General features: G+C 52.0%; 21 protein-coding genes and 4 tRNA genes. 4 read left to right on the forward strand and 21 right to left on the reverse strand.

The annotated features are described in order from the left end of the window. Both hemY and aslA read left to right on the forward strand, forming a co-directional pair. Positions 1-1,197: a protoheme IX biogenesis protein HemY gene (gene hemY / locus ACJHYO_RS20245; RefSeq protein WP_000921791.1), complete on the forward strand. Its 1,197-nt coding sequence runs from the start codon at positions 1-3 to the stop codon at positions 1,195-1,197. Positions 1,198-1,875: 678 nt separating this feature from the next. Then, a complete protein-coding gene (gene aslA / locus ACJHYO_RS20250; protein WP_024705131.1) occupies positions 1,876-3,531 on the forward strand; it encodes an arylsulfatase AslA in 1,656 nt (551 codons plus the stop codon). 90 nt (positions 3,532-3,621) lie between these two features. Here aslA and ACJHYO_RS20255 read toward each other — a convergent pair whose 3' ends face one another. The 21 genes from ACJHYO_RS20255 to trxA form a co-directional block, all read right to left on the reverse strand. After that, a complete protein-coding gene (locus ACJHYO_RS20255) occupies positions 3,622-4,857 on the reverse strand; it encodes an anaerobic sulfatase maturase (RefSeq protein WP_094259003.1) in 1,236 nt (411 codons plus the stop codon). Positions 4,858-5,003: 146 nt separating this feature from the next. Continuing rightward, a tRNA-Pro gene (locus tag ACJHYO_RS20260) sits at positions 5,004-5,080 on the reverse strand. Between the two features lie 42 nt (positions 5,081-5,122). Beyond that, positions 5,123-5,209, reverse strand: a tRNA-Leu gene (locus ACJHYO_RS20265). Positions 5,210-5,229: 20 nt separating this feature from the next. Then, positions 5,230-5,305: transfer RNA gene (locus tag ACJHYO_RS20270), tRNA-His, on the reverse strand. A 58-nt stretch (positions 5,306-5,363) separates the two neighbouring features. Beyond that, a tRNA-Arg gene (locus ACJHYO_RS20275) sits at positions 5,364-5,440 on the reverse strand. A gap of 102 nt (positions 5,441-5,542) precedes the next feature. Then, complete coding sequence (thrP, locus tag ACJHYO_RS20280) at positions 5,543-6,928, reverse strand: bifunctional threonine/serine APC transporter ThrP (protein ID WP_000774735.1); 1,386 nt, start codon at positions 6,926-6,928, stop codon at positions 5,543-5,545. 190 nt (positions 6,929-7,118) lie between these two features. Then, positions 7,119-7,859 (reverse strand): lipopolysaccharide N-acetylmannosaminouronosyltransferase, encoded by a 741-nt coding sequence (wecG, locus tag ACJHYO_RS20285; RefSeq protein ID WP_001064038.1) that lies wholly within the window; start codon positions 7,857-7,859, stop codon positions 7,119-7,121. Between the two features lie 2 nt (positions 7,860-7,861). After that, entirely contained in the window at positions 7,862-9,214 is a 1,353-nt protein-coding gene (gene wzyE / locus ACJHYO_RS20290) for an ECA oligosaccharide polymerase (RefSeq protein WP_000055132.1), read from the reverse strand. Beyond that, positions 9,211-10,290 carry a TDP-N-acetylfucosamine:lipid II N-acetylfucosaminyltransferase gene (rffT, locus tag ACJHYO_RS20295; protein WP_001765496.1) on the reverse strand — a complete coding sequence of 360 codons (1,080 nt, stop codon included), beginning with the start codon at positions 10,288-10,290 and terminating at the stop codon, positions 9,211-9,213. Before rffT ends, wzyE begins: the two co-directional genes overlap by 4 nt. Further along, entirely contained in the window at positions 10,287-11,537 is a 1,251-nt protein-coding gene (wzxE, locus tag ACJHYO_RS20300; RefSeq protein WP_000050274.1) for a lipid III flippase WzxE, read from the reverse strand. The genes rffT and wzxE overlap by 4 nt, the downstream gene beginning before the upstream one ends. A gap of 1 nt (position 11,538) precedes the next feature. Continuing rightward, entirely contained in the window at positions 11,539-12,669 is a 1,131-nt protein-coding gene (gene rffA / locus ACJHYO_RS20305; RefSeq protein WP_000612051.1) for a dTDP-4-amino-4,6-dideoxygalactose transaminase, read from the reverse strand. Positions 12,670-12,673: 4 nt separating this feature from the next. Further along, positions 12,674-13,348, reverse strand: a complete 675-nt coding sequence (gene rffC, locus ACJHYO_RS20310) for a dTDP-4-amino-4,6-dideoxy-D-galactose acyltransferase (protein WP_001145189.1) — start codon at positions 13,346-13,348, stop codon at positions 12,674-12,676. Beyond that, a complete protein-coding gene (gene rfbA, locus ACJHYO_RS20315) occupies positions 13,326-14,207 on the reverse strand; it encodes a glucose-1-phosphate thymidylyltransferase RfbA (protein ID WP_000676056.1) in 882 nt (293 codons plus the stop codon). The genes rffC and rfbA overlap by 23 nt, the downstream gene beginning before the upstream one ends. An 18-nt stretch (positions 14,208-14,225) precedes the next feature. Next, on the reverse strand, positions 14,226-15,293 hold the full coding sequence (gene rffG, locus ACJHYO_RS20320; RefSeq protein ID WP_001226623.1) for a dTDP-glucose 4,6-dehydratase: 1,068 nt from the start codon (positions 15,291-15,293) through the stop codon (positions 14,226-14,228). Next, the gene (gene wecC / locus ACJHYO_RS20325) at positions 15,293-16,555 is read right to left on the reverse strand and encodes a UDP-N-acetyl-D-mannosamine dehydrogenase (protein WP_000006614.1); all 1,263 of its coding nucleotides are present in this window, start codon (positions 16,553-16,555) and stop codon (positions 15,293-15,295) included. Before wecC ends, rffG begins: the two co-directional genes overlap by 1 nt. Further along, complete coding sequence (wecB, locus tag ACJHYO_RS20330) at positions 16,552-17,682, reverse strand: non-hydrolyzing UDP-N-acetylglucosamine 2-epimerase (protein WP_000866674.1); 1,131 nt, start codon at positions 17,680-17,682, stop codon at positions 16,552-16,554. Before wecB ends, wecC begins: the two co-directional genes overlap by 4 nt. 55 nt (positions 17,683-17,737) lie before the next feature. Continuing rightward, entirely contained in the window at positions 17,738-18,784 is a 1,047-nt protein-coding gene (gene wzzE, locus ACJHYO_RS20335; protein WP_001314258.1) for an ECA polysaccharide chain length modulation protein, read from the reverse strand. Between the two features lie 11 nt (positions 18,785-18,795). After that, a complete protein-coding gene (gene wecA, locus ACJHYO_RS20340; RefSeq protein WP_001050960.1) occupies positions 18,796-19,899 on the reverse strand; it encodes a UDP-N-acetylglucosamine--undecaprenyl-phosphate N-acetylglucosaminephosphotransferase in 1,104 nt (367 codons plus the stop codon). A 239-nt stretch (positions 19,900-20,138) separates the two neighbouring features. Then, the gene (rho, locus tag ACJHYO_RS20345) at positions 20,139-21,398 is read right to left on the reverse strand and encodes a transcription termination factor Rho (protein ID WP_001054527.1); all 1,260 of its coding nucleotides are present in this window, start codon (positions 21,396-21,398) and stop codon (positions 20,139-20,141) included. Between the two features lie 84 nt (positions 21,399-21,482). Then, entirely contained in the window at positions 21,483-21,584 is a 102-nt protein-coding gene (rhoL, locus tag ACJHYO_RS20350) for a rho operon leader peptide RhoL (protein WP_001295255.1), read from the reverse strand. Between the two features lie 140 nt (positions 21,585-21,724). Then, on the reverse strand, positions 21,725-22,054 hold the full coding sequence (gene trxA, locus ACJHYO_RS20355) for a thioredoxin TrxA (protein ID WP_001280776.1): 330 nt from the start codon (positions 22,052-22,054) through the stop codon (positions 21,725-21,727). Positions 22,055-22,184: 130 nt separating this feature from the next. On the opposite strand from trxA, the gene rhlB reads away from it, so the two are divergent. Together rhlB and gppA are read left to right on the forward strand one after the other, a co-directional pair. After that, the gene (gene rhlB / locus ACJHYO_RS20360; RefSeq protein ID WP_000047499.1) at positions 22,185-23,450 is read left to right on the forward strand and encodes an ATP-dependent RNA helicase RhlB; all 1,266 of its coding nucleotides are present in this window, start codon (positions 22,185-22,187) and stop codon (positions 23,448-23,450) included. Between the two features lie 135 nt (positions 23,451-23,585). Then, positions 23,586-25,070: a guanosine-5'-triphosphate,3'-diphosphate diphosphatase gene (gppA, locus tag ACJHYO_RS20365; protein WP_000535977.1), complete on the forward strand. Its 1,485-nt coding sequence runs from the start codon at positions 23,586-23,588 to the stop codon at positions 25,068-25,070. Positions 25,071-25,074: the final 4 nt, after the last annotated feature.

Consider the following 25,074-nt stretch of genomic DNA (forward strand, 5'->3'; position numbering starts at 1 on the left):
ATGCTAAAAGTGTTATTGCTCTTTGTGTTGCTGATTGCGGGGATCGTGGTTGGCCCGATGATTGCCGGCCATCAGGGTTACGTGCTGATCCAGACCGACAACTACAATATTGAAACTAGCGTCACGGGCCTCGCGATTATTTTGATTCTGGCGATGGTAGTGCTGTTTGCCATTGAGTGGCTACTGCGGCGAATCTTCCGCACAGGCGCGCACACCCGTGGGTGGTTTGTCGGACGTAAGCGTCGCCGTGCACGTAAGCAGACCGAACAGGCGCTGCTGAAACTGGCGGAAGGCGATTATCAGCAAGTTGAAAAGCTGATGGCGAAAAATGCCGATCACGCTGAACAACCGGTGGTGAACTATCTACTGGCAGCCGAAGCCGCGCAACAACGTGGTGATGAAGCACGCGCCAACCAACATCTGGAACGCGCAGCGGAGCTGGCCGGCAATGACACCATTCCGGTAGAAATCACCCGTGTACGTCTGCAACTGGCCCGTAATGAAAACCATGCAGCACGTCACGGCGTGGATAAGCTGCTGGAAGTTACGCCACGCCATCCGGAAGTATTACGTCTGGCGGAACAGGCGTATATCCGCACTGGTGCATGGAGTTCGCTGCTGGATATCATCCCATCAATGGCGAAAGCCCATGTTGGTGATGAAGAACATCGTGCAATGCTGGAACAACAGGCATGGATTGGCCTGATGGATCAGGCGCGTGCCGATAACGGTAGTGAAGGTTTGCGTAACTGGTGGAAAAACCAAAGCCGGAAAACGCGTCATCAGGTGGCCTTGCAGGTGGCAATGGCGGAACATCTTATTGAGTGTGACGATCATGATACTGCCCAGCAAATTATCATCGATGGCCTGAAACGCCAGTATGACGATCGCCTGCTGCTGCCGATCCCGCGTCTGAAAACCAATAACCCGGAACAGCTGGAAAAAGTGCTGCGCCAACAGATCAAAAACGTGGGCGATCGCCCGCTGTTGTGGAGCACACTGGGTCAGTCGCTGATGAAACACGGAGAATGGCAGGAAGCATCGCTCGCCTTCCGCGCAGCGCTGAAACAACGTCCGGACGCCTACGATTACGCATGGCTTGCCGACGCGCTGGACAGACTGCACAAGCCGGAAGAAGCCGCAGCGATGCGTCGCGACGGTTTGATGTTAACGTTGCAGAACAACCCGCCACAGTAGCTCTTTCTCACCCGGAGGCAAGCACCTCCGGGGCCTTTCTGATATATAAAAAAACGCCTGCTCTTATTACGGAGCAGGCGTTAAAACAGGTCTGTATGACAACAAGTGGGTGCTTCACTCAACGTTGTGTCCATGGTGTCTGATGAGGCATAAGCGACATCTGTCAGTGGACGATAAGCACCGTAAACGGCTCTGCGTCATTCCGGAGTTTATGAGGCACTAAGGCGAACATAAGAGATGGAATGAGCATCTACTCGTTTATTATGCCACAGAGAACCGGGAAATAACATCCCTTAACACTTGTTATGAGATAATTCTGTAATCCTCTTTACTTCCTGAGTAATAACTTCCTGAGTGAATATTTCTCCTGCGCACAATTCTACACATATATATAATGAATAATAAAAGTCATTCAATTAATAACATATATATTAATTTCCGTTAAAACTAAAAACAGCATCAATAATCAACGCGATATAACATCACCGCCTTACATATCACCTGCGCCAGAGGTAGGATTGAAAATGCTCTCCTGATTTTTCAATTCATTTTCTGGATAAATAAATAATTTATTTTTATCACTATTATTTATGCAATCATCCTGTCAGGGAGAGGGATCTCAATTATCAATGCTTAATTACGTCATCATTTTGACGACATGAAACCGGAGCATTTTGCATGGAATTTTCGTTTTCACCCAAACTTCTTGTTGTTGCTGTCGCCGCAGCTCTTCCTCTCATAGCCAGCGCAGCAGATACCCCGTCAACCGCCACCGCACGCAAAGGCTTTGCCGGATACGATCACCCAAACCAGTATCTGGTTAAACTGGCGACCACTATTGCCGACAACATGATGCCGGTGATGCAGCATCCTGCACAAGACAAAGAAACCCAGCAGAAACTGGCGGAACTTGAGAAAAAAACCGGTAAGAAACCGAACGTGGTTGTTTTCTTGCTGGATGATGTGGGCTGGATGGACGTTGGCTTTAACGGCGGCGGCGTGGCGGTGGGTAACCCTACACCAGATATCGACGCCGTTGCCAGCCAGGGGCTGATTTTAACTTCGGCGTATTCTCAACCGAGTTCTTCCCCAACCCGCGCCACGATTCTCACCGGACAATACTCCATCCACCACGGCATTCTGATGCCGCCAATGTACGGGCAACCGGGCGGTCTGCAAGGGTTAACCACGCTGCCGCAGTTGCTGCACGATCAGGGCTACATCACCCAGGCTATCGGGAAATGGCATATGGGGGAAAACAAAGAGTCGCAGCCGCAGAACGTTGGCTTTGATGATTTCCGCGGCTTTAACTCGGTGTCCGATATGTATACCGAATGGCGTGATGTTCATGTCAACCCGGAAGTCGCCCTGAGCCCGGCTCGTTCTGAATACATCCAAAAACTGCCGTTCAGCAAAGATGACGTTCATGCCGTGCGCGGCGGTGAACAGGAAGCCATTGCCGACATTACGCCGAAATATATGGAAGACCTGGATCAACGCTGGATGGAATATGGCGTTAAGTTCCTCGACAAGATGGCGAAGAGTGATAAGCCTTTCTTCCTCTATTACGGCACTCGCGGCTGTCACTTCGATAACTACCCGAACGCCAAATATGCGGGTAGCTCTCCGGCGCGCACCTCTTACGGCGACTGCATGGTGGAGATGAACGATATCTTCGCCAATCTGTATAAAGCACTGGAGAAAAACGGTCAGCTTGATAACACGCTGATTGTGTTCACCTCTGATAACGGTCCGGAAGCCGAAGTTCCGCCGCACGGTCGCACGCCGTTCCGCGGTGCGAAAGGTTCTACATGGGAAGGCGGCGTTCGTGTGCCAACCTTCGTTTACTGGAAAGGCATGATCCAACCGCGTAAATCTGACGGCATTGTCGATCTGGCGGATCTCTTCCCTACGGCGCTGGATCTGGCGGGGCATCCTGGGGCGAAAGTAGCGAATTTAGTACCGAAAACCACCTTTATCGATGGTGTGGACCAGACATCTTTCTTCCTGGGAACAAATGGTCAGTCTAACCGTAAGGCCGAGCATTACTTCCTCAATGGTAAACTTTCTGCTGTGCGTATGGATGAGTTCAAGTATCACGTCCTGATTCAGCAACCTTACGCTTATACCCAGAGCGGATATCAGGGTGGATTCACCGGCACAGTAATGCAAACGGCGGGATCGTCGGTGTTTAACCTGTACACCGATCCGCAGGAAAGCGACTCTATCGGCGTGCGCCATATCCCAATGGGTGTACCGCTACAGACCGAAATGCATGCGTATATGGAGATCCTGAAAAAATATCCACCACGCGCGCAGATTAAATCTGATTAAGCCGGCGCTATCGCTGAGATCTACCTTTGCCGGATGCGATGCTGACGCATCCGACAATCAACCGCAGGCGGCCACAAAATGGCTGCTTTTTTACTTATTCACCACCAGCAAATGCGCCTGCATAATGTCGCTGGCCGGACGACCGTGCGCCAGTAAATCAACCATTGCTTTAAGATATGGCGGTAGATGGCGGAAATAACGCTGATACCCGGCACACAAATAATTCAGCCCGGGTTTGCCGCTGGCATCGAGCATAAAGCGGTGTTTCGGGCAGCCTCCCCAGCACGCTTTTAACACGTTGCAACTGCGACACTGTGCCGGTAACTGCTTGAATTTATCTTCACCAAATGCCTGCTGTTGCGGGGAATCAATCATTTCTGCAATCGTCTGCTGAAGCATATTCCCTAGTCGATACTGCGGATAAACATAGTGATCGCAGGCATAAACGTCACCGTTGTGCTCAACAATCACCGAGCGCCCACAGGTTGGCTGATGATGGCAAACCGCGCCCGGTGCGCCGACAAAATTGGCGAACGCCCATTCGATATTCATTACGAAAACCTTGCCGACGTCGCGCTTAATCCAGTGGTCGAAAATCGCCACCAGAAACTCACCGAACTCTTGCGGGCACACCGACCATTCCGTCAGTTCGCCCTGAATATCGCCGGGAGCATGTAGCTTAAGTCCAGCATGAGCAGCCGTTTCATCAGCCAGGCGCTCGACCACCGGAATAAACTGGATGAACTCAACACCTGCATCACACAGAAAATCATAGAATTGCAAAGGTTGTAACGCACTGGTGCGATTGACGCAGACCAGCACGTTATAGTCGACATGATGTTTTTGCAGGAGCGTCAGAGCACGCATCACCAGCTTATGCGTTGGTCTGCCACCTTTGGTCACGCGATATTGATTGTGGATCTCAGCCGGACCATCCAGCGATAACCCTACAAGAAAATGATTTTCTGCCAGAAATGCACACCATTCGTCATCGAGCAGCACGCCGTTAGTCTGGAAGCTATTACTTATCTTCCTGCCAGCACCATATTTCGCCTGTAGCGCCACGGCACGGCGGTAAAAATCCAGCCCGAGTAACGTTGGTTCGCCGCCCTGCCAGGTAAAAGCCACTTCGTTTTGGGTTTCGCTGGCAGCGATATAGTGACGGACATACGCTTCCAGCGTGTCATCGTCCATATGCGTGACTGGCTTTTCGTGGTAAAGGGATTGTTTTTCGAGATAAAAACAGTAGTCACAGTTCAGATTACAATCAGAACCGCTCGGTTTCGCCATCACATGAAAAGCACGCGTTGGAACCTGTTGCTGCATGGTCGCTCCTTGCCTGAAGTCATCCTTCAATAAGTTAAGGGCGAAATCATACCGTGGCGCAATACGTTATTACGGGCGTTTATTGCGAAGGGAAAGTGACGAAATGCACAGAAAACAAAAAACCCCGCCGAAGCGGGGTTCAAAATTGGTCGGCGAGAGAGGATTCGAACCTCCGACCCACTGGTCCCAAACCAGTTGCGCTACCAAGCTGCGCTACTCGCCGAAATACTGCTTTTTGAATTTTTAGTTCAATTCTTTAAAGTCGTGGTGCGAGGGGGGGGACTTGAACCCCCACGTCCGTAAGGACACTAACACCTGAAGCTAGCGCGTCTACCAATTCCGCCACCTTCGCATTGTCACAACTTCTAATAATGGGGTGGCTAATGGGATTCGAACCCACGACAACTGGAATCACAATCCAGGGCTCTACCAACTGAGCTATAGCCACCACTACAAATCTTGTTACGCGGTATTACTACCACCGCAGCTCAAGCGCCGGGACTAAATGGCGCGCCCGACAGGATTCGAACCTGAGACCTCTGCCTCCGGAGGGCAGCGCTCTATCCAGCTGAGCTACGGGCGCTTAGCGCCGTTGCGGGGGTGGATAATACGGACTTCCCACCCCTCTGTCTAGTCCCTTTTTAAATAAATTGCGCGTTTGGTTACGGTTTGTGCGTTTTGCTGCTTATTCCTCCAGTTTATGCGCTTTACCGTGGCGATTAAGCCCAAAAACTTTATAAATCGCCGTCACCACCAGCATAAAGATGATGCCGACAAACAGCGACATACGCGTATCTTCATTAAAGTACATGCCGATCAAAACGCAAATCAGGAATGCCATTGTTACGTAGTTGGCCCAAGGGAACAGGATTGAGCGGAACGGATGGCTGGCAATTGCTGCTTTATGCGCACGACGAAAACGCAGCTGGCTTATCAATATCACAAACCATGGCACCATCCCCGGAAGCACGCTGGCACTGTAGACGTAAACAAACACACGCTGCGGATTGGGAATGATGTAGTTCAGGCATGAGCCAATTAGCAGAATAGCAATAGATACTGCCACACCCGCAACCGGTACGCCGTGACGGGAAACTTTCGCCATTGCCGCCGGTAACTGACGGTTTTTCGCCAGTGCATAGAGCATACGTCCGCAACTGTACATGCCGCTGTTACAGCCAGAGAGCGCAGCCGTCAGCACCACAAAGTTGATAATGCCCGCCGCTGCGGTAATGCCGATTTTGGCGAAAGTCAGTACGAACGGGCTACCGTTGCTGCCTATTTCATTCCACGGGAAGATAGTAACGATAACGAAAATCGCGCCAACGTAGAAAATCAGGATTCGCCACAGCACCTTGCCTACGGCACTGCGCAGCGTCACCTGCGGATTCTTCGCTTCACCGGCAGTAATGCCAATCAGCTCCACGCCCTGGTAGGACGCCACCACAATACACAATGCGGTCAGGAACCCTTTCCAGCCACCAGCAAAGAAACCGCCATGCTCTGTGAGATTGCTAAAACCAATCGACTGCCCGCCATTGCCAAAGCCAAAGAAAATCACACCCAGGCCAATGACAATCATCACGATAATCGTGGTGACTTTGATCATCGCGAACCAGAACTCGATTTCGCCGTACAACCTCACCGCAGCCAGATTCGCCAACGCCACCAGCGCCACCGCGATCAATGCGGGTATCCACTGCGCCATCTCCGGGAACCAGAACTGGACATAAACGCCAATGGCGGTGATTTCTGAGATCCCCACCGCCATCCACATAAACCAGTAAGACCAGGCGGTGAGATAACCAAAGAACGGGCTCATATAACGATGCGCGTAAACGGCGAACGAACCGGTAACCGGTTCGAGGAACAACATTTCGCCCATTGAACGCATGATGAAAAAGACGAACAGCCCGGCGATGATATAGGCCAACAATACGGATGGCCCGGCCCATTTCAGGGTACTGGCGGCCCCCATAAACAGGCCGACGCCAATGGTGCCCCCCAGGGCGATGAGTTCGATATGTCGAGCTTCCAGCCCACGCTGTAGCTCTGGTTTGTTATCTGCCATAAATCCTCGTGTTGTGTTTGCATGCTTTCCGGTGTTACCGGTTATCGTTATGGGTACATCGAGTGTTGCGAATGTTTTCGTAATTCAGGAGAAATGGCAAATAAAGCATTAAAAATTTGAATGCTTTGTGTAATAAAAAAGCAGACAGGCGACGAAGTGACCACTCCGTCGCTTTACAAAGAGAGGAAAATCAGAGGTTGCCGGTGTAATGCCAGCGTAAATAACGCAGCAAACGAAGCTGACGCTTAATGCGGCTCGGCTGCGAAAGCAGGCGGTAGAGCCACTCCAGCCCCAGCGTTTGCCAGATTTTCGGTGCGCGTTTTACGTGACCGGTGAAAACATCGTAGGTCCCGCCAACGCCCATATACAGCGCATCTGGATGCACCAGACGGCAGTCGCGCATGAAGATCTCCTGCTTTGGCGATCCCATCGCAACGGTGACGATTTGCGCTCCGCTGGCATGAATGCGTTCAAACAGCGCCTGACGCTGCTCGGGTTTAAAATAACCATCCTGACTGCCAACGATATTCACATTCCACTGGTTGCGCAGTTTAGCTTCAGTTTGCGCCAGCACTTCAGGTTTACCGCCCACAAGAAATACCGGTGTCCCTTCTTTGCCTGCGCGCGCCATCAGCTCTTCCCAGAGATCGGCACCGGCAACGCGGGAAACCTGCGCCTGCGGGTACTTTTTACGTACTGAACGTACAACGCTGATGCCATCCGCATATTTAAATTCGGCAGCGTTAATTAGCTCCCTGACCTCAGCATTATCTTCAATGGTCAGCATTTTTTCGGCATTAATGGCAACCAGCGTTCCCTGCTTAAGCTGCCCGTCAGCGAACAGATAATCGAGGGCGTGCTGCATATCACGCCAACCGATCAACTGTAAGCCACGCAGCGTATAGGTCGGTGCCGTGGTGTTGTTATTCATTGTTATCCTTCAACCTGCGTCCGGAGCGATGATTTTGTACGTTTATGAATGAGTCCGGCGCTTTCAAAAAGCCAGTACAACAGTTTTGCGATCATCAGACATGCGCCGAAGACCACGATAAAAAAGACCACGCGTGAGACAAACGAATCCAGCCCTTCACGCGCCAGCACGATCATATTGAAGATCGCCCCGAAGCAGAAACTGTGCAATATCGCAGCCTTATAGCGATTAGTCTCGCGGTTGCCCAGCTCATACAGCCAGTCGAACCATTTGATAATCAGTCCAACCACAATCGCCCCGAGCGGGATGAACAACGCGCCGCCCATCACCACCAGTGAGCCTATAAGCGTAGGCGAGATCGCCAGTCCGGAGTGGTTATTCAGCACTTCCCAGGTAAAGTAGTTGGCGGAGTTCAGCACCATACTCGGGCGACCCGGCCACAGCCAGGAAGGGATAAAGACATAGAAATCGCGGACAATGGGAGCCAGGCCCTGGAAGTCGATGTTGTCGTAGTTCTGCAACAGCAACGCCAGATTCTCCCACGGCGAGAAGGTGTCGCGAGTGAGATAGAGAAACGTATAGAACGCTTCATCGCCGCTCACATTCATTCCATAGCGTTTTAGCGCCAGCCAGAACATGCCCACAATCCCCAGCACGCCCGCCGCCGCCAGCATCCACAACGAAATCCAGCCGCGAATAATGCCAATAAAGAGGAAGATAGCGAATGCGATAATGATATTGGCGCGAGTGCCGCCGACAATCATGTAAGTCAACAAGCCAAAGGCAACCGTGCTGACGAGGAAAAACAGCCACGCTTTGCTGTCCTGGCGCAGAAAGTAGACCACCAGCATCGCCGGGATGAAAAAGTAAAAGAAGCGTTTTAACGCCACGCCGGAGACTTCACTGGAGAAGATCTGACTGTAGGAGTTAAGCCGGAACAGCAAAAAGCCGTTGTGCATGAAGAAGATGCCGACGCTTACCAGCGCGATGCCCATCAGGATCACCCACGTGAGATTGGTTTCCACGCGGTTCATGGTAAACAGCGGACGGCGCGGTACATCAGCAACGCGTTTGCGTAGGCGGGTTTTGTAGGTGACGTAGTAAACCGCGTAGAAGCAGCCCGCAGAAAGCAACGCCTGCAACAAGATTTCTGGCGGCGCGACACCAACATCAAAGCGAAAAACCAGCACGCTGGTCAGCGGGAAGCCGAAGAAAAAGGTGAGCAAAAACAGCAATGAAAAGAAGACATTGAAGTTAAAGCGCACACGGCGAAACTCAAACCAGGTCAGCGTGGCAATAAACAGCGTGCAGAGCAGCCAGACAACAAACAGGCCACTGAATTGCAGCAGACTCATGCGACCTCCCCGGCGGCAATCGCCAACGCCCGCTGCCAGCCTTGTAGATAGTTAGGGCTAAAGAAGGCAATGGTGTTTTTATCCACCGACGCCAACTGGCGCTGCGCTTCACGCACAATATCCTCGTTGAGATCGTCGGTAGTAAACAGCACTGGCAAATGCTGTTCCGTCATATCCTGCCAGAACGGATTTTCCCGGTTAAGCACACAAGGAATGCCCGCCTGAATCAGTAAGCACAGCGTACCAATGCCCTGCTGGCGGGCAAAAATAAAGTAACCAAGATCGCACTGACGAAGTAGCGTCAGATAGGCGTCAAATTCCAGTTTTTCGCTCAGAACTTGCAGATTTTCTTCGCTGAATAACTCCAGCCCCGCCTGACGAACTTCCTCAATGTACGCTTCGTTATTGGGCGGATATCCCATCGGCACCACCACTTTTACCGTATCGCCAAATTGCTGATGAACGGCACGTAAGGCGGCGACATGCTCATTGCTGCGGTCGCCGGAGTTCCCCACCAGAATGGTCATTTTCCCTTCACGTTGCCGATCGTTCGCCATCGTATTAAGAGAAGGGTCCATCCGCGTCGGGAAGTACAGCAGTTCTCCCCGCACCTTTGGATGCGTTTTGGCAAAAAAGCTCAAATCACCGCGGGTGGCAAATACACAGCCGACTCTCTTTTGCGCCAGGCGGCGTAGCGGGTAAAAAAGCTTATATCTCAAGCCACTGGAAAGCTCATACAGGTCTGCTCCCCAGATATGCCAGAAAAACTGGCTGGGCTTAATGCCACCACTCAGCAGAGCCAGCCACAGTTTGGGATTGAACTGACCGTGGAAAAAAAATCGCTGCTGACGGTTAGCTTTTGCTTTCGCGATGACCGCTTCCGCCAGCGATTTTTTCCCAGGGAAAAATTGCACAGAAAGCGCCGGACAGCTATCACTTAAGCCGTCGTCCTTGCCAACAACCATAAACTCGCGCGCGTGCTCGCTCGTCGCGGCCAGCGCGTCGTTGAAAAACCGCAGAACGGTTCGGTTATGGTGAGGGATATCCGATCCCAGTACGTGAATCAGTACAGTCATGCCCGCCTACGCCAGAGTAAAAACACGCCACAACAAAGAGAAAAATAGACGATATAGGTTGCCATATAGGCCTGTGCTGCGCCCAGTGCGCCATGCGCAGGGATTAGCCAGTTGGCAAATACCATCAATAAAGTGAACTGGCTGATTTCCGCCAGAATATAAAACCGCAGTGACGCTTTGGCGATCACCAGATAACCAAAGACATAAGCGCCCACTTTTAACACATCACCCACCAACTGCCAGGCAAAGAGATCGCGCATAGCGGTAAATTTATTCGACAACAGCAGCCAGATAGCAAAATCACGCAGCAACCAGACGGTAAAACTCGCCGCCGCCACTGCCGGTAAGACAAATTTCAGCGATTTAACCACTTCCCGGGTGATATCGCGCTTTTCCGTTAACCGCGACAACGTGGGCAGCAAATATACGCTGAACGATGCCGTAATAAATTGCAGGTAGGCATCGGAAATACTGCTCACCCCTTGCCAGATCCCCACTTCATCCCAGCTATACTGCGCCGCCAGCAGTTTACGCATCATGATGTAAGCAACAGGCAAGGTCACCGACGTAATCAACGCCATGAGCGTAAATTTGCTCAACTGCCCTGCCAGACCGTTATCCCAGCTGGGTTTCAGATAGCTTAACGGGATGACACCACGTTTGATCAACATGATAACAGCAGGAATTACCACCAGCGCGGGAATCAGCGCCAGACCCAGCAACGCCCCTTCATAACCGCCCAAACGATAACTGACGTAGTACGCGAGAACGCCAATCAAGCTACCGACAATCAGAGATAACGCATTACCTGCGGCATCGCGAAAGCCTTTCATCAACGCCAGTAACAGGTTGCCCCAGGCAATCCCCATTTGCACCAGCGCCACTAAACGCACCAGCCCCTGATAGTCGGTATTACCAAACAACCCCTGGCTGATTGGCGCAGCTGCCAGCACAAAAACCAGCGCCATTAGCGTAGAGAAGCCAAGTACCATCGCTGATGAAGTGCCGACCACGCGGCGCAGCTGTTGGGGATTATCATGATACTGGGCAACGTATTTGGTTACGCCGTTAAAGATGCCTGCCCCGGCAAGCACGCCGAGCACGGTAATCAACTGGCGGAAATTTGCCGCCAGCCCAAGCCCCGCCGGACCAAATGACACTGCCAGCAACTTACCGACCAGTAACCCGGCACCAATCTTGACCAGTGTACTGGCCGCCGTCCACAAGGACGCTTTTGCCAACGACATATCAGGAGAAGTAGTTCAACAAGGTCGCAATTACCGTACGCTGATTGACGGGCGACAGGTTGTAGAACAACGGCAGGCGCAGCAGGCGCTCGCTCTCTTTGGTGGTGTAGCGATCTTCACCGTGGAACTCACCAAAGCGTTCCCCCGCAGGGCAACCGTGCAGCGGAATGTAATGGAACACCGCCATGATTTCCGCTTCTTTCAGAAAGTTAATCAATGCGCTCCGGTCATCAATATCCCGCAGTTTAATGTAGAACATATGCGCGTTCTGCACGCAGCCATCGGGAATCGACGGCAGCTCGATACGCCCATTTTTTGCCAGAGGCGCCAGCGCATCGTAGTAGTTTTGCCACAGCGCCAGACGTTGCTGGTTGATACGATCCGCAGCTTCCAGTTGCGCCCACAGGTACGCAGCTTGCAGATCGGACATCAAATAGCTGGAGCCAATATCGCGCCAGGTATATTTATCGACCTGACCACGGAAGAACTGGCTGCGGTTTGTGCCTTTTTCACGGATGATCTCGGCTCGTTCGATCAACGCTTTATCGTTAATCAGCGTCGCGCCGCCTTCACCACCCGCCGTGTAGTTTTTGGTTTCATGGAAGCTAAAGCAGCCAATATGACCAATGGTTCCCAGCGCACGCCCTTTGTAAGTGGACATCACGCCCTGAGCGGCATCTTCCACCACAAACAGATTATGCTTCTTCGCCAACGCCATAATGGTGTCCATTTCGCAGGCCACACCCGCGTAATGGACCGGCACGATAACGCGCGTTTTGTCGGTGATCGCCGCTTCAATCAGCGTTTCGTCGATGTTCATGGTGTCCGGGCGAACATCCACAAAGACGATTTTCGCGCCACGCAGCACAAAGGCATTGGCGGTGGAGACAAAGGTATAGCTCGGCATGATCACTTCATCGCCAGGCTGGATATCGAGCAGCAGCGCCGCCATCTCCAGCGAAGCGGTACAGGATGGCGTCAGTAACACTTTGGCGCTGCCAAAACGTTGCTCCAGCCACTGCTGGCAGCGACGGGTAAAACCACCATCGCCGCACAGTTTGCCGCTACCCATTGCCGACTGCATATAGTCGAGTTCGGTTCCCACCACCGGCGGTGCGTTAAATGGAATCATGTGATCACCTGTATAACCAGTACGCGGTGCTTTCTACATTCGCACCACTTTGTATGTATCGTTTAAGCGCGGCGGTGTTGCCCATCTGGGTCGCCACCCGCAAAGTTGTTTTACCGCGAGCATACGCCCAGTTTAGCGCCGTTTGCATTAGCTCAGCACCTGCACCGCGTCCAGCCAGCAGGCCAATTCGCGCATCTGTCGCATTGAGTTCCCGTAAAGAGACATAACCGCGAATATCGCCGGACGCCGCACGTAAAATCAGACATTGATGATCAAAGGTGCCGCGCACGGCATTTTCAATCCACTGTGCATAAAAGCGACCGCTGGCGTCAGGCGCATACCACGGCGCACGAAAACGGCTTTGCGCAAATGCGGCGCTGGCTAACTGACGTAATGCGGGAATATCGGTCTCTTGTGCCACTACTGCACCGCTATCACTGACATTGTTCACGGGTAGTGCCAAATCAACTTCACCTTCTACCAGGGAGAATCCCAGCTGTTGCAGAGCATCCAGTTCACCCGTATTTGATGCCGCAATTTTGGCCTGCACCCGTGACCACGGCGCTAACGCGTCTGGCGTCAGGAGCGGTGCTTCAGACGTAATGCGCACGATGGCGCTGTTAACACCAAAGAAGGCGTTTTCCCAGGTTAGTGGCTCAATACTGGCGCGGACGGGCACGAAGTAACTCCAGCAGATATTGGCCGTAGCCAGTTTTCGCTAATGAACTGGCAGCACGCTTCACACCCTCGTCATCGAGCCAGCCGTTACGCCAGGCAATCTCTTCCAGGCAGGCAATCTTAAAGCCCTGGCGTTTTTCTACTGTCTGCACAAAAGTGCTGGCCTCAATCAGGCTGTCGTGAGTGCCGGTATCCAGCCAGGCAAATCCGCGCCCGAGCAGTTCAACGGTCAGGTTGCCCGCCTCGAGGTACATCTGGTTGATGGAGGTAATCTCCAGTTCACCACGCTCCGACGGCTTCACCTGCTTTGCGTACTCCACGACTTTACTGTCGTAGAAATAAAGCCCGGTCACCGCCCAGTTTGATTTCGGCTGTTTTGGTTTTTCTTCCAGCGAGATAGCGCGGAAATTGTCGTCAAACTCCACCACGCCAAAGCGTTCCGGGTCCATCACCTGATAGCCAAATACCGTCGCCCCTTCCGTGCGCGCCGCAACATGACGCAGCTTCGGACTGAAGCCCTGTCCGAAGAAGATGTTATCGCCCAGCACCAGACAAGAAGGTTCACCGTTGAGGAAGGTTTCACCGATGATAAAGGCCTGCGCCAGACCGTCCGGACTGGGCTGTTCGGCGTATTCCAGCTGGATACCGAACTCACTGCCGTCACCCAGCAGGCGCTGGAAATAACCTTTATCTTCCGGCGTAGTAATGATGAGAATTTCGCGGATACCGGCTAGCATCAGCACCGACAGCGGATAGTAAATCATTGGCTTATCGTAAATCGGCAACAGTTGCTTCGATACGCCGCGCGTAATCGGATGCAATCGGGTGCCGGAACCGCCCGCCAGGATAATACCTTTCATGTTTGCCTCCGCTGAAAATTAGCCTTTCAGACCTAAACGCTCGCCCTGATAGCTGCCGTCCTGCACCTGCTTCCACCAGCTTTCATTAGCCAGATACCACTGCACCGTTTTACGCATTCCACTTTCAAAGGTTTCCTGCGGCAGCCAGCCAAGTTCACGGGCAATTTTCGAAGCATCAATGGCATAACGCAGATCATGCCCCGGACGGTCAGCGACAAAGGTGATCAGGTCACGATAGTGCGCCACGCCGTGCGGCTTATTCGGAGCCAGTTCTTCCAGCAGCTCGCAAATGGTTTCCACAACATCGAGATTCTTACGCTCGTTGTGACCACCAATATTATAGGTTTCACCGACTTTCCCGGTGGTCGCCACGCAATACAGCGCGCGGGCGTGATCTTCAACATACAGCCAGTCACGGATTTGCTGCCCGTTGCCATATACCGGCAGCGGTTTACCCGCCAGCGCGTTGAGGATCATCAGCGGGATCAGTTTTTCCGGAAAGTGGTAAGGACCGTAGTTATTCGAGCAGTTGGTGATAAGCGTCGGCAGACCATAGGTCCGCAGCCAGGCGCGCACCAGATGGTCGCTGCTGGCTTTTGACGCGGAATAAGGGCTACTCGGCGCATACGGCGTGGTTTCGGTGAAGAAATCATCCGTCGAGTGCAGGTCACCATATACTTCGTCGGTGGAGATATGATGAAAACGGAACGCTGATTTTTTATCTTCCGTCAGCGCAGTCCAGTAAGCCCGCGCCGCTTCAAGCAGTGTATAAGTCCCGACAATGTTGGTTTCAATAAACGCTGCCGGGCCGTCAATAGAACGGTCAACATGGCTTTCGGCTGCCAGATGCATGACACAGTCTGGCTGATACTCAGTGAATACGCGCGCCAGTTCTGCCCGATCGCAGATATCAACTTTCTCAAAGGCAAAGCGCTCGCTTTGCGCGACCGGTGCCAGCGACATCAGGTTTCCGGCGTAGGTCAGCTTATCGACCACCACCACCGCGTCGCTCGTTTCGTTGATGATATAACGCACCAGCGCCGAGCCAATAAACCCGGCACCACCTGTTATCAGAATCTTTCTCATCAGCGCCAGACTCCTTTGGCATCGACGACATACTGCTGATGGACGTTGTCGCCATTGATAACTTTGAACTGACTATGATCGACCAGCATCACCAGCACATCTGCCGTTGCCAGCGCCTCGTCAAGCTGCGCCAGAGTACAAAGCCCGGTCAGTTTCTTCGGCAACTCGTGGATGTTAGGCTCAACAACCAGCGTTTCGCCGCTGTGCCACTGGGCGATCAGTTCAGCGATTTCCATTGCCGGACTTTCGCGCAGGTCATCAATATTCGGTTTAAACGCCAGACCAAAGCAGGCGATTTTCAGTTCACTGACGCGTTTATCGGTAGCAGCCAGACAATCAGCCACCGCCGCTTTCACCTGATCGATAACCCAGAACGGTTTGTGATCGTTCACTTCGCGCGCGGTACGGATAAGCCGCGCCTGCTGGGGGTTCTGTGCCACGATAAACCACGGATCAACAGCGATGCAGTGACCGCCCACGCCAGGGCCTGGCTGAAGAATATTGACGCGAGGGTGACGATTCGCCAGGCGAATCAGTTCCCAGACGTTAATCCCCTGATCGGCACAAATCAGCGACAATTCATTAGCAAAAGCGATATTCACATCGCGGAAGCTGTTTTCGGTGAGCTTACACATTTCTGCCGTCCGCGAGTTAGTGACGACACACTCACCTTCGAGGAAAATTTTGTACAGTTCGCTGGCGCGGGCCGAACAAACCGGCGTCATACCACCAATCACGCGATCGTTTTTAATCAGCTCGACCATAACCTGGCCCGGTAATACGCGTTCCGGGCAGTAAGCAATGTTGACGTCCGCCAACTCGCCCACCTGCTGTGGGAAAGTGAGATCTGGACGCATCTCTGCTAACCATTCTGCCATCTTCTCGGTTGACCCCACCGGCGAGGTGGATTCAAGGATCACCAACGCGCCTTTTTTCAGCACTGGCGCGATGGAGCGAGCAGCCGATTCAACGTAGGTCATATCTGGCTCATGATCGCCTTTAAACGGCGTGGGTACAGCAATCAACCAGGCATCCGCTTCAACTGGCGTCGTGCTCGCTCGTAAAAAACCGCCTTCTACGGCAGTTTTTACTACGCTCGCCAAATCAGGCTCGACGATATGGATTTCGCCACGATTGATGGTATCAACCGCGTGTTGGTTGATATCGACACCAATCACCTGTTTTTGCCTTGAGGCAAACGCAGCTGCTGTAGGCAGCCCGATGTAACCCAGTCCGATAACAGAAATGGTCGCAAAACTCATAGTGATATCCGATTATTTTTTAACGCTTCCAGAATGCGAGAGCATGCCTGACCATCACCATACGGGTTATGGGCGCGGCTCATAGCTTGATATTCGTTTTCGTCTTTTAAAAGACGCGTCACTTCCTCGACAATTCGCTGCTTATCCGTGCCGACCAGACGCACCGTCCCCGCTGTCACCGCTTCCGGACGCTCAGTGGTATCGCGCATCACCAGCACCGGTTTCCCCAGCGAAGGCGCTTCTTCCTGAATGCCGCCTGAGTCGGTCAAAATCAGCCAGGCGTGGTTCATCAGCCAGACAAACGGTAAATACTCCTGGGGATCGATCAGAATGACATTTTTCACATGCCCCAGAATGCGATTAACCGGCTCTCTGACGTTCGGGTTGAGATGCACCGGATAGACAATCTGGATGTCCTGGTGCGTGGTGGCGATGTCTGCCAGCGCCTGGCAGATTTCTTCAAAGCCACGACCGAAGCTCTCACGCCTGTGACCGGTCACCAGAATCATCTTTTTATCGGGGTCGATAAACGGGTAATTTGCCGCCAGTTCTGAACGCAGCGTATCGCTGCTCATCACCTGGTCACGCACCCATAACAGTGCATCGATGACAGTATTACCGGTAATGAAGATTCGGCTGTCAGCAACGTTTTCACGCAGCAAGTTTTGCCGGGAAGTTTCGGTTGGAGAGAAGTGATACATCGCCAGATGCCCGGTCAATGTACGGTTAGCCTCTTCCGGCCACGGCGAATAGAGATCGCCCGTGCGCAGACCTGCCTCAACGTGACCAACTGGAATACGCTGATAAAACGCCGCCAGGCTGGTTGCCAGCGTTGTAGTAGTATCGCCGTGAACCAGCACGACGTCTGGTTTGAACTCGGCAAGAATAGGTTTTAGCCCTTCCAGAATCCGACAGGTTATCTCTGTAAGGCCCTGTCCTGGCTGCATTATGTTGAGATCGTAGTCAGGTACAATGGAAAAGAGTTTCAGCACCTGATCGAGCATCTCCCGATGCTGCGCAGTGACGCAAACTTTAGCCTCAAAAAAAGGATCTTTTGCCAACGCATGCACCAACGGTGCCATCTTGATGGCTTCCGGGCGCGTACCAAATACAGTCAGTACTTTCACATCGATTCTCTTCGAATAAGCGGCGAGCGCCTTTGCGCTCACCGCAGCAGTGTTGCTATTTCGAGCAACGGCGGGTTAATGCGACACCAGCCCCGATCAGCCCCCCGACAATGCCCCACATAATCATCAGGAAGGCACGACGTGGGCTATCGCGTTTTACCGGTTCTTCCGGCGTACGCAAATAGCGATAGGTCTGAAAACGCGGATCCAGGGTTGGACCAACATTCAGGGTGTTTAACATGGCCCGATTTTGATCATAGTCGAGATCAAAGGCCGGACCGACGGCCTGTAAATTTTCCAGTCGAGCCTGGAGCATTGGACGCCCAAGCAGGAACATTTCTGAATCAGGTAATTCCTCGGCAGGCACATCTGTCGCACTGCGCGAAATATTATGCTGCTCAGCAATTTTCAGCGCCTGTTCAATACTGTTCATCCGGCGATCGTAGATGGCTTTCGCCACCTCTTCCTGACGCTTCACCTGAGCTTTCATCTGGATGGTGCGTGCCGCCCATGCGCCTTTCAGCTCATCATTCAGATGGCTGGCTGCACGCTGGCTGGCAAAAGCAACATACTGACGTAACAGGTTATTAGCGTCAGGCGCGGTTTCGGCAATAAGCTTCACGCTGTCATTGACCGCGCGGGTAAAGTCACCGGGAATAAACACGATGTTGTTAATCATTTCATCCAGCAACGCCGCATCGGCTTTGCTATTGCCCACCATCCGCTGTTTGTAATAGTCGGTTTGCAGCCAGAACTCTCTGCGGGTATCCCACGAGGCCAGTTGCATAACAAACTCTTTATAGGCTTCGTCCATGACCGATGGTTGGTCGGCAGAAGCCATGTTTGAACGGACATCCAGGTTACGCAAAAATTGCTGCTGTGAGTAATATCCCCCCAGCATATTCACCGTTGGACGATCGGTAATCGCTGTCGAGCTCCACTCCTGGCGAGCAAAAAAAGTATACGCCAGCGCGATTAACGCAAACGCCAGCCCCATGCCAATAATCCACAGCTTCCCAGCCCACAAGGTACGAAACAACCCACGAATATCCAGTTCATTTTCAGCGTCTTCGGCCGGTTTCCCAGGCATTGGTTGTGTCATCACATCCTCATTTATTTGGTTAAATTGGGGCTGCCACCACGATTTCTACGCAGTCTGCGTTTTACGCGCTTAATAAAGCGAGCAACTTTCCAGGCACGCTTAATGCAATATCCATAGAGGAAGAATGCTAGCAAAAAGAGCACCAGCATGACCCACTCCGGGACAAAATGAGAATATTCTGCCAGCACGCCAATGGAAGCGAGCAGTGCTGCGGCAAGGGTAATCAGCACAAACGCCTGGCGGGAAGTAAACCCGGCACGCATGATCAAATGGTGAATATGCTGACGGTCTGGAGAGAATGGGCTCATGCCTTTACGCAGGCGACGGTACATAATCGCCACCATATCCATTAGCGGAATGGCGATTATCCACAAAGCGGTAACCGGGCTGATGGGATGAGTTTTGCCCTGGGTCGTTTCGAGCAGGATCCAGATAACGGTAAAACCAATCAGCGTACTGCCCGCATCCCCCATAAAGACTTTGTAGCGGCGACCCAGGATACCAAGGTTAAGCATGATGTATGGCAGGATGGCGGCGATCATCGCAAAGCACCAGATTGCGAGACTGGTTTGCCCGTCGAACCACAAAATCATACCGATTGCTGCAAACGAGACGCAGGACAACCCGCCCAGCAAGCCATCAATGCCATCAACCATGTTGAACGCATTAATGGCCGCCCAGACGGCAAATAGCGTCAGGAAGTAACCAAACGGTCCGAGCACCATCTCCCAGGAGCCAAAGATATAACCCAGGCTACTGAGATAAAGTTTGCCGAACACCATCATAACAATGCCAACAGCGGCCTGTATGGTGGCACGGATTTTTACGCTGATATCAAAACGGTCATCCAGCGCGCCAATGAAAACAAGCACACCAGCACAAGCGAGATAGAGAGATGCATGCGGAATATAGTAATCGACAATTCCGAACGTGAAGCAAATCCCTGCGTAAACCGAAATCCCCCCAACGAGAGGTATCAATCCCTGGTGACGTTTGCGGAAGTTTGGTTTATCCACTAAACCGACTTTTTTTGCCACCTTACGGGCAAAAAACAGAAACAGTGTCGTGAATAAAAAAATACTGATGAGATCAGTACTCACTGTCAGTAAATTCACAATGCATGCTCTCAGAGAAAATTATTAGCAGAAGTATAACCACGAAGACCTTTATTCAGAAAGGAAAGTCCGTTCCGAACCTACCAGCACTATGCGAAAATTAACTACTTGATATGCAAATTGCATAACACACCAGCAAAATCCAGGAATTTTCCTAACATCGCCAGCGCGGCATTAAGATTACAGATATAAAAGCAAAACGCCACGTAAACACGTGGCGTTTTTGGCATAAGACAAATTTATGAGCGTTTCATCATTTCGAAGAAATCGTCATTGGTCTTGGTCATTGCCAGTTTATTAATGAGGAATTCCATTGCATCGATTTCGCCCATCGGGTGAATGATTTTGCGCAGGATCCACATTTTCTGCAGTTCTTCCTGAGTCGTGAGCAGCTCTTCTTTACGGGTACCGGAACGGTTGTAGTCGATAGCCGGGAAGACGCGTTTTTCAGCGATCTTACGAGAGAGGTGCAGTTCCATGTTGCCTGTACCTTTAAACTCTTCGTAGATAACTTCGTCCATTTTAGAACCGGTATCGATAAGCGCCGTCGCGATAATAGTCAGGCTGCCGCCCTCTTCCACGTTACGCGCCGCACCGAAGAAGCGTTTCGGACGATGCAGGGCGTTGGCGTCCACACCACCGGTCAACACTTTACCTGACGCCGGAACAACGGTGTTGTAAGCGCGCGCCAGACGAGTGATGGAGTCGAGCAGAATGATAACGTCTTTCTTGTGCTCAACCAGGCGTTTCGCCTTCTCGATCACCATTTCCGCAACCTGAACGTGGCGAGATGCGGGTTCGTCAAAGGTAGAAGCAACAACTTCACCTTTTACCAGACGCTGCATCTCGGTTACTTCTTCCGGACGTTCGTCGATCAGCAGAACCATCAGCACACAATCCGGGTGGTTGTAAGCAATGCTCTGAGCAATGTTCTGCAGCAGCATGGTTTTACCGGCTTTCGGCGGTGCCACAATCAGACCACGCTGACCACGACCGATAGGTGATGCCAGATCCAGTACGCGAGCGGTTAAATCTTCCGTAGAACCGTTACCACGTTCCATACGCAGACGAGAGTTTGCGTGCAGCGGGGTTAAGTTCTCAAAGAGGATTTTGTTGCGGGCGTTTTCAGGTTTGTCGAAGTTAACTTCGTTAACTTTCAGCAGCGCAAAATAGCGTTCACCTTCTTTCGGCGGGCGAATCTTACCAGAGATGGTATCACCAGTGCGGAGGTTGAAACGGCGGATTTGGCTAGGGGAAACGTAGATGTCATCAGGACCGGCGAGGTAGGAGCTGTCTGCGGAACGGAGGAAACCAAATCCATCCTGCAATATCTCCAGTACGCCATCACCAAAGATATCTTCGCCACTCTTTGCGTGCTGCTTCAGGATGGCAAAAATAATGTCCTGCTTACGCATACGAGCCAGGTTTTCCAGCCCCATATTTTCGCCGAGAGTGATCAGCTCAGAAACCGGCGTATTCTTTAATTCGGTAAGATTCATAGTGGTGTGAGTTCTTAAACTTGGGGTAAATCTCGAACTTAATGTTGTGAATGGTATGGCAGGATCATCCATGCCTGTTTACGGTCATCGACTCATGTCTTTTCGCTGCCTGGTCACAGGAGAGTACGCAGAACTGAAACGACAAGACGGATTGAGTGACGAGCCAGAAATCTGTTCACTTCGCATTTAAGATAAAACGGGAAGCGTTGGAAATTACAAGATTCAAACTTAATAAGGTATGTTTAATACGAAGTCAACACTAAGTTAGCATGACTCACGCCGGGCGTCCAGTTTTTAGCGACGGGGCACCCGAACATGAAATTCCCTTACGCCAGGTTAGCGTCGAGGAACTCTTTCAACTGACCTTTAGACAGTGCGCCCACTTTGGTTGCCGCCACTTCACCGTTTTTGAACAGCAGCAGAGTCGGGATACCACGGATGCCATATTTCGGCGCAGTGCCAGGGTTTTGATCGATGTTCAGTTTTGCAACGGTCAGTTTGCCCTGATATTCGTCAGCGATTTCATCCAGAATCGGGGCGATCATTTTGCACGGACCGCACCACTCTGCCCAGAAATCGACGAGGATCGCCCCGTCCGCTTTGAGTACATCCGTGTCAAAACTGTCGTCAGTCAGGTGAATAATTTTATCGCTCATATATAACTCCACAGGAATAAGCCTGGCGTGTTGGTTTCGTTGTTGGTGTAACATTAACCAACTAAAGGTTGACTTTATTTCACCGGATACGCTTTCGTAAAGCAATAGTAAGCTGATATTCTACCACACTATGAGCAAAACACATTTAACAGAACAGAAGTTTTCCGACTTCGCCCTGCATCCGAAGGTTGTAGAAGCCCTTGAAAAAAAAGGGTTTCATAACTGTACGCCCATTCAGGCACTGGCCCTTCCGCTGACGCTGGCGGGTCGTGACGTAGCCGGGCAGGCGCAAACCGGTACCGGGAAAACGATGGCGTTTCTTACGTCAACGTTTCATTATCTTCTCTCTCATCCCGCGATTGCCGATCGCAAGGTGAATCAGCCGCGTGCCTTAATTATGGCACCGACGCGTGAACTTGCCGTGCAGATCCACGCCGACGCGGAACCGCTGGCGGAAGCTACCGGCCTGAAGCTGGGTCTGGCTTACGGTGGTGATGGCTACGACAAACAGCTGAAAGTGCTGGAAAGCGGCGTTGACATTCTGATTGGCACCACGGGTCGTTTAATTGACTACGCCAAGCAGAACCACATTAACCTCGGTGCCATTCAGGTGGTGGTACTGGACGAAGCCGATCGCATGTACGATCTGGGCTTTATTAAAGATATCCGCTGGCTGTTCCGCCGTATGCCGCCTGCAAACCAGCGCCTCAACATGCTGTTCTCCGCCACGCTTTCGTACCGGGTACGTGAACTGGCGTTCGAGCAGATGAACAATGCCGAATATATTGAAGTGGAACCGGAACAGAAAACGGGCCACCGTATTAAAGAAGAGCTTTTCTACCCTTCTAACGAAGAAAAAATGCGTTTGCTGCAAACGCTGATCGAAGAAGAGTGGCCAGACAGAGCGATTATTTTCGCCAACACCAAACACCGTTGTGAAGAGATCTGGGGCCACCTGGCGGCAGATGGTCATCGTGTCGGTTTATTGACAGGCGATGTCGCGCAGAAAAAACGTCTGCGTATTCTTGATGAATTTACCCGTGGCGATCTGGATATTCTGGTTGCCACCGACGTTGCCGCGCGTGGTTTGCATATTCCTGCTGTGACACACGTCTTTAACTACGATTTACCCGATGACTGTGAAGATTACGTTCACCGTATTGGTCGTACAGGTCGCGCAGGCGCAAGCGGTCACTCTATTAGCCTGGCGTGTGAAGAGTATGCATTGAATTTGCCTGCTATTGAGACCTATATTGGTCACTCAATTCCGGTAAGTAAATACAATCCGGACGCATTGATGACCGATCTGCCAAAACCGCTGCGCCTCACGCGCCCGCGCACAGGCAATGGTCCGCGTCGTACTGGCGCTCCGCGTAATCGTCGTCGTTCAGGTTAAAGAAAAAATGTCATACTCCAAATCATTCAAGCTGTATCAAGATGGCAAGAGAATGAATCCCGATGCGCTTACTGTCGTAAGTGATTCAGGTGAAGGAATGCAGCCAACGCAGAGACAGATTGAAGGATGAAGAGTATGGGTTCCACCTCGTCGCTGTATGCAGCCATTGATCTCGGTTCGAATAGTTTTCATATGCTGGTTGTGCGCGAGGTGGCTGGAAGCATCCAGACGCTGACGCGAATAAAACGCAAAGTGCGTCTGGCTGCCGGCCTGAATAGCGAAAATGCCCTGTCTAATGAAGCAATGGAGCGCGGTTGGCAATGTCTGCGCCTGTTTGCTGAACGTCTGCAAGATATCCCTCCCTCGCAAATTCGCGTTGTCGCTACGGCGACATTACGACTTGCCGTCAATGCGGGTGATTTTATTGCCAAAGCGCAGGAAATCCTCGGTTGTCCGGTACAGGTGATCAGCGGTGAAGAGGAAGCGCGTCTGATTTATCAGGGCGTTGCTCACACCACTGGCGGTGCCGATCAGCGCCTGGTGGTGGATATCGGCGGAGCCAGTACTGAACTGGTAACCGGCACGGGTGCACAAACCACCTCTTTGTTCAGCCTGTCGATGGGCTGCGTTACCTGGCTGGAACGCTATTTTGCCGATCGTAATCTGGGGCAGGAAAATTTTGATGCTGCAGAAAAAGCGGCACGCGAAGTGTTACGTCCGGTTGCCGATGAATTACGGTATCACGGCTGGAAAGTGTGCGTTGGCGCTTCCGGCACCGTGCAGGCGTTACAGGAAATCATGATGGCACAGGGGATGGATGAACGCATTACCCTGGAAAAGTTGCAGCAACTGAAACAACGCGCCATTCATTGCGGTCGGCTGGAAGAGCTAGAGATTGACGGGCTGACGCTGGAACGTGCGTTAGTGTTCCCGAGTGGTCTGGCGATCCTGATAGCCATTTTTACCGAACTGAATATTCAGTGTATGACCCTGGCGGGCGGTGCGCTGCGTGAAGGCCTGGTCTACGGTATGTTGCATCTTACCGTCGAGCAGGATATTCGCAGCCGTACGCTGCGTAATATTCAGCGCCGCTTTATGATCGATATTGATCAGGCACAGCGCGTAGCCAAAGTTGCGGCTAACTTCTACGATCAGGTGGAAAATGAATGGCATCTTGAAGCAATAAGCCGCGATTTGCTCATCAGCGCCTGTCAGCTTCATGAAATCGGCCTGAGCGTTGACTTCAAACAAGCGCCGCAACACGCTGCTTATCTGGTACGTAATCTGGATCTTCCCGGTTTTACCCCCGCACAGAAAAAACTGCTGGCGACGCTACTGCTCAACCAGACTAATCCGGTCGATCTCTCATCGCTGCATCAGCAAAATGCCGTACCACCGCGCGTCGCAGAACAACTCTGCCGTTTACTCCGCCTGGCTATCATTTTTGCCAGCCGTCGCCGTGACGATCTCGTGCCAGAGATGACATTACAGGCTAACCATGAACTGTTGACCTTGACGCTTCCGCAAGGTTGGCTAACCCAACATCCGCTGGGTAAAGAGATTATTGATCAGGAAAGCCAGTGGCAGAGCTATGTCCACTGGCCGCTGGAAGTGCATTAATGAG

It is taken from the genome of Escherichia sp. WS1118 (genome assembly GCF_046487695.1).
Lineage (GTDB): Bacteria > Pseudomonadota > Gammaproteobacteria > Enterobacterales > Enterobacteriaceae > Escherichia > Escherichia coli.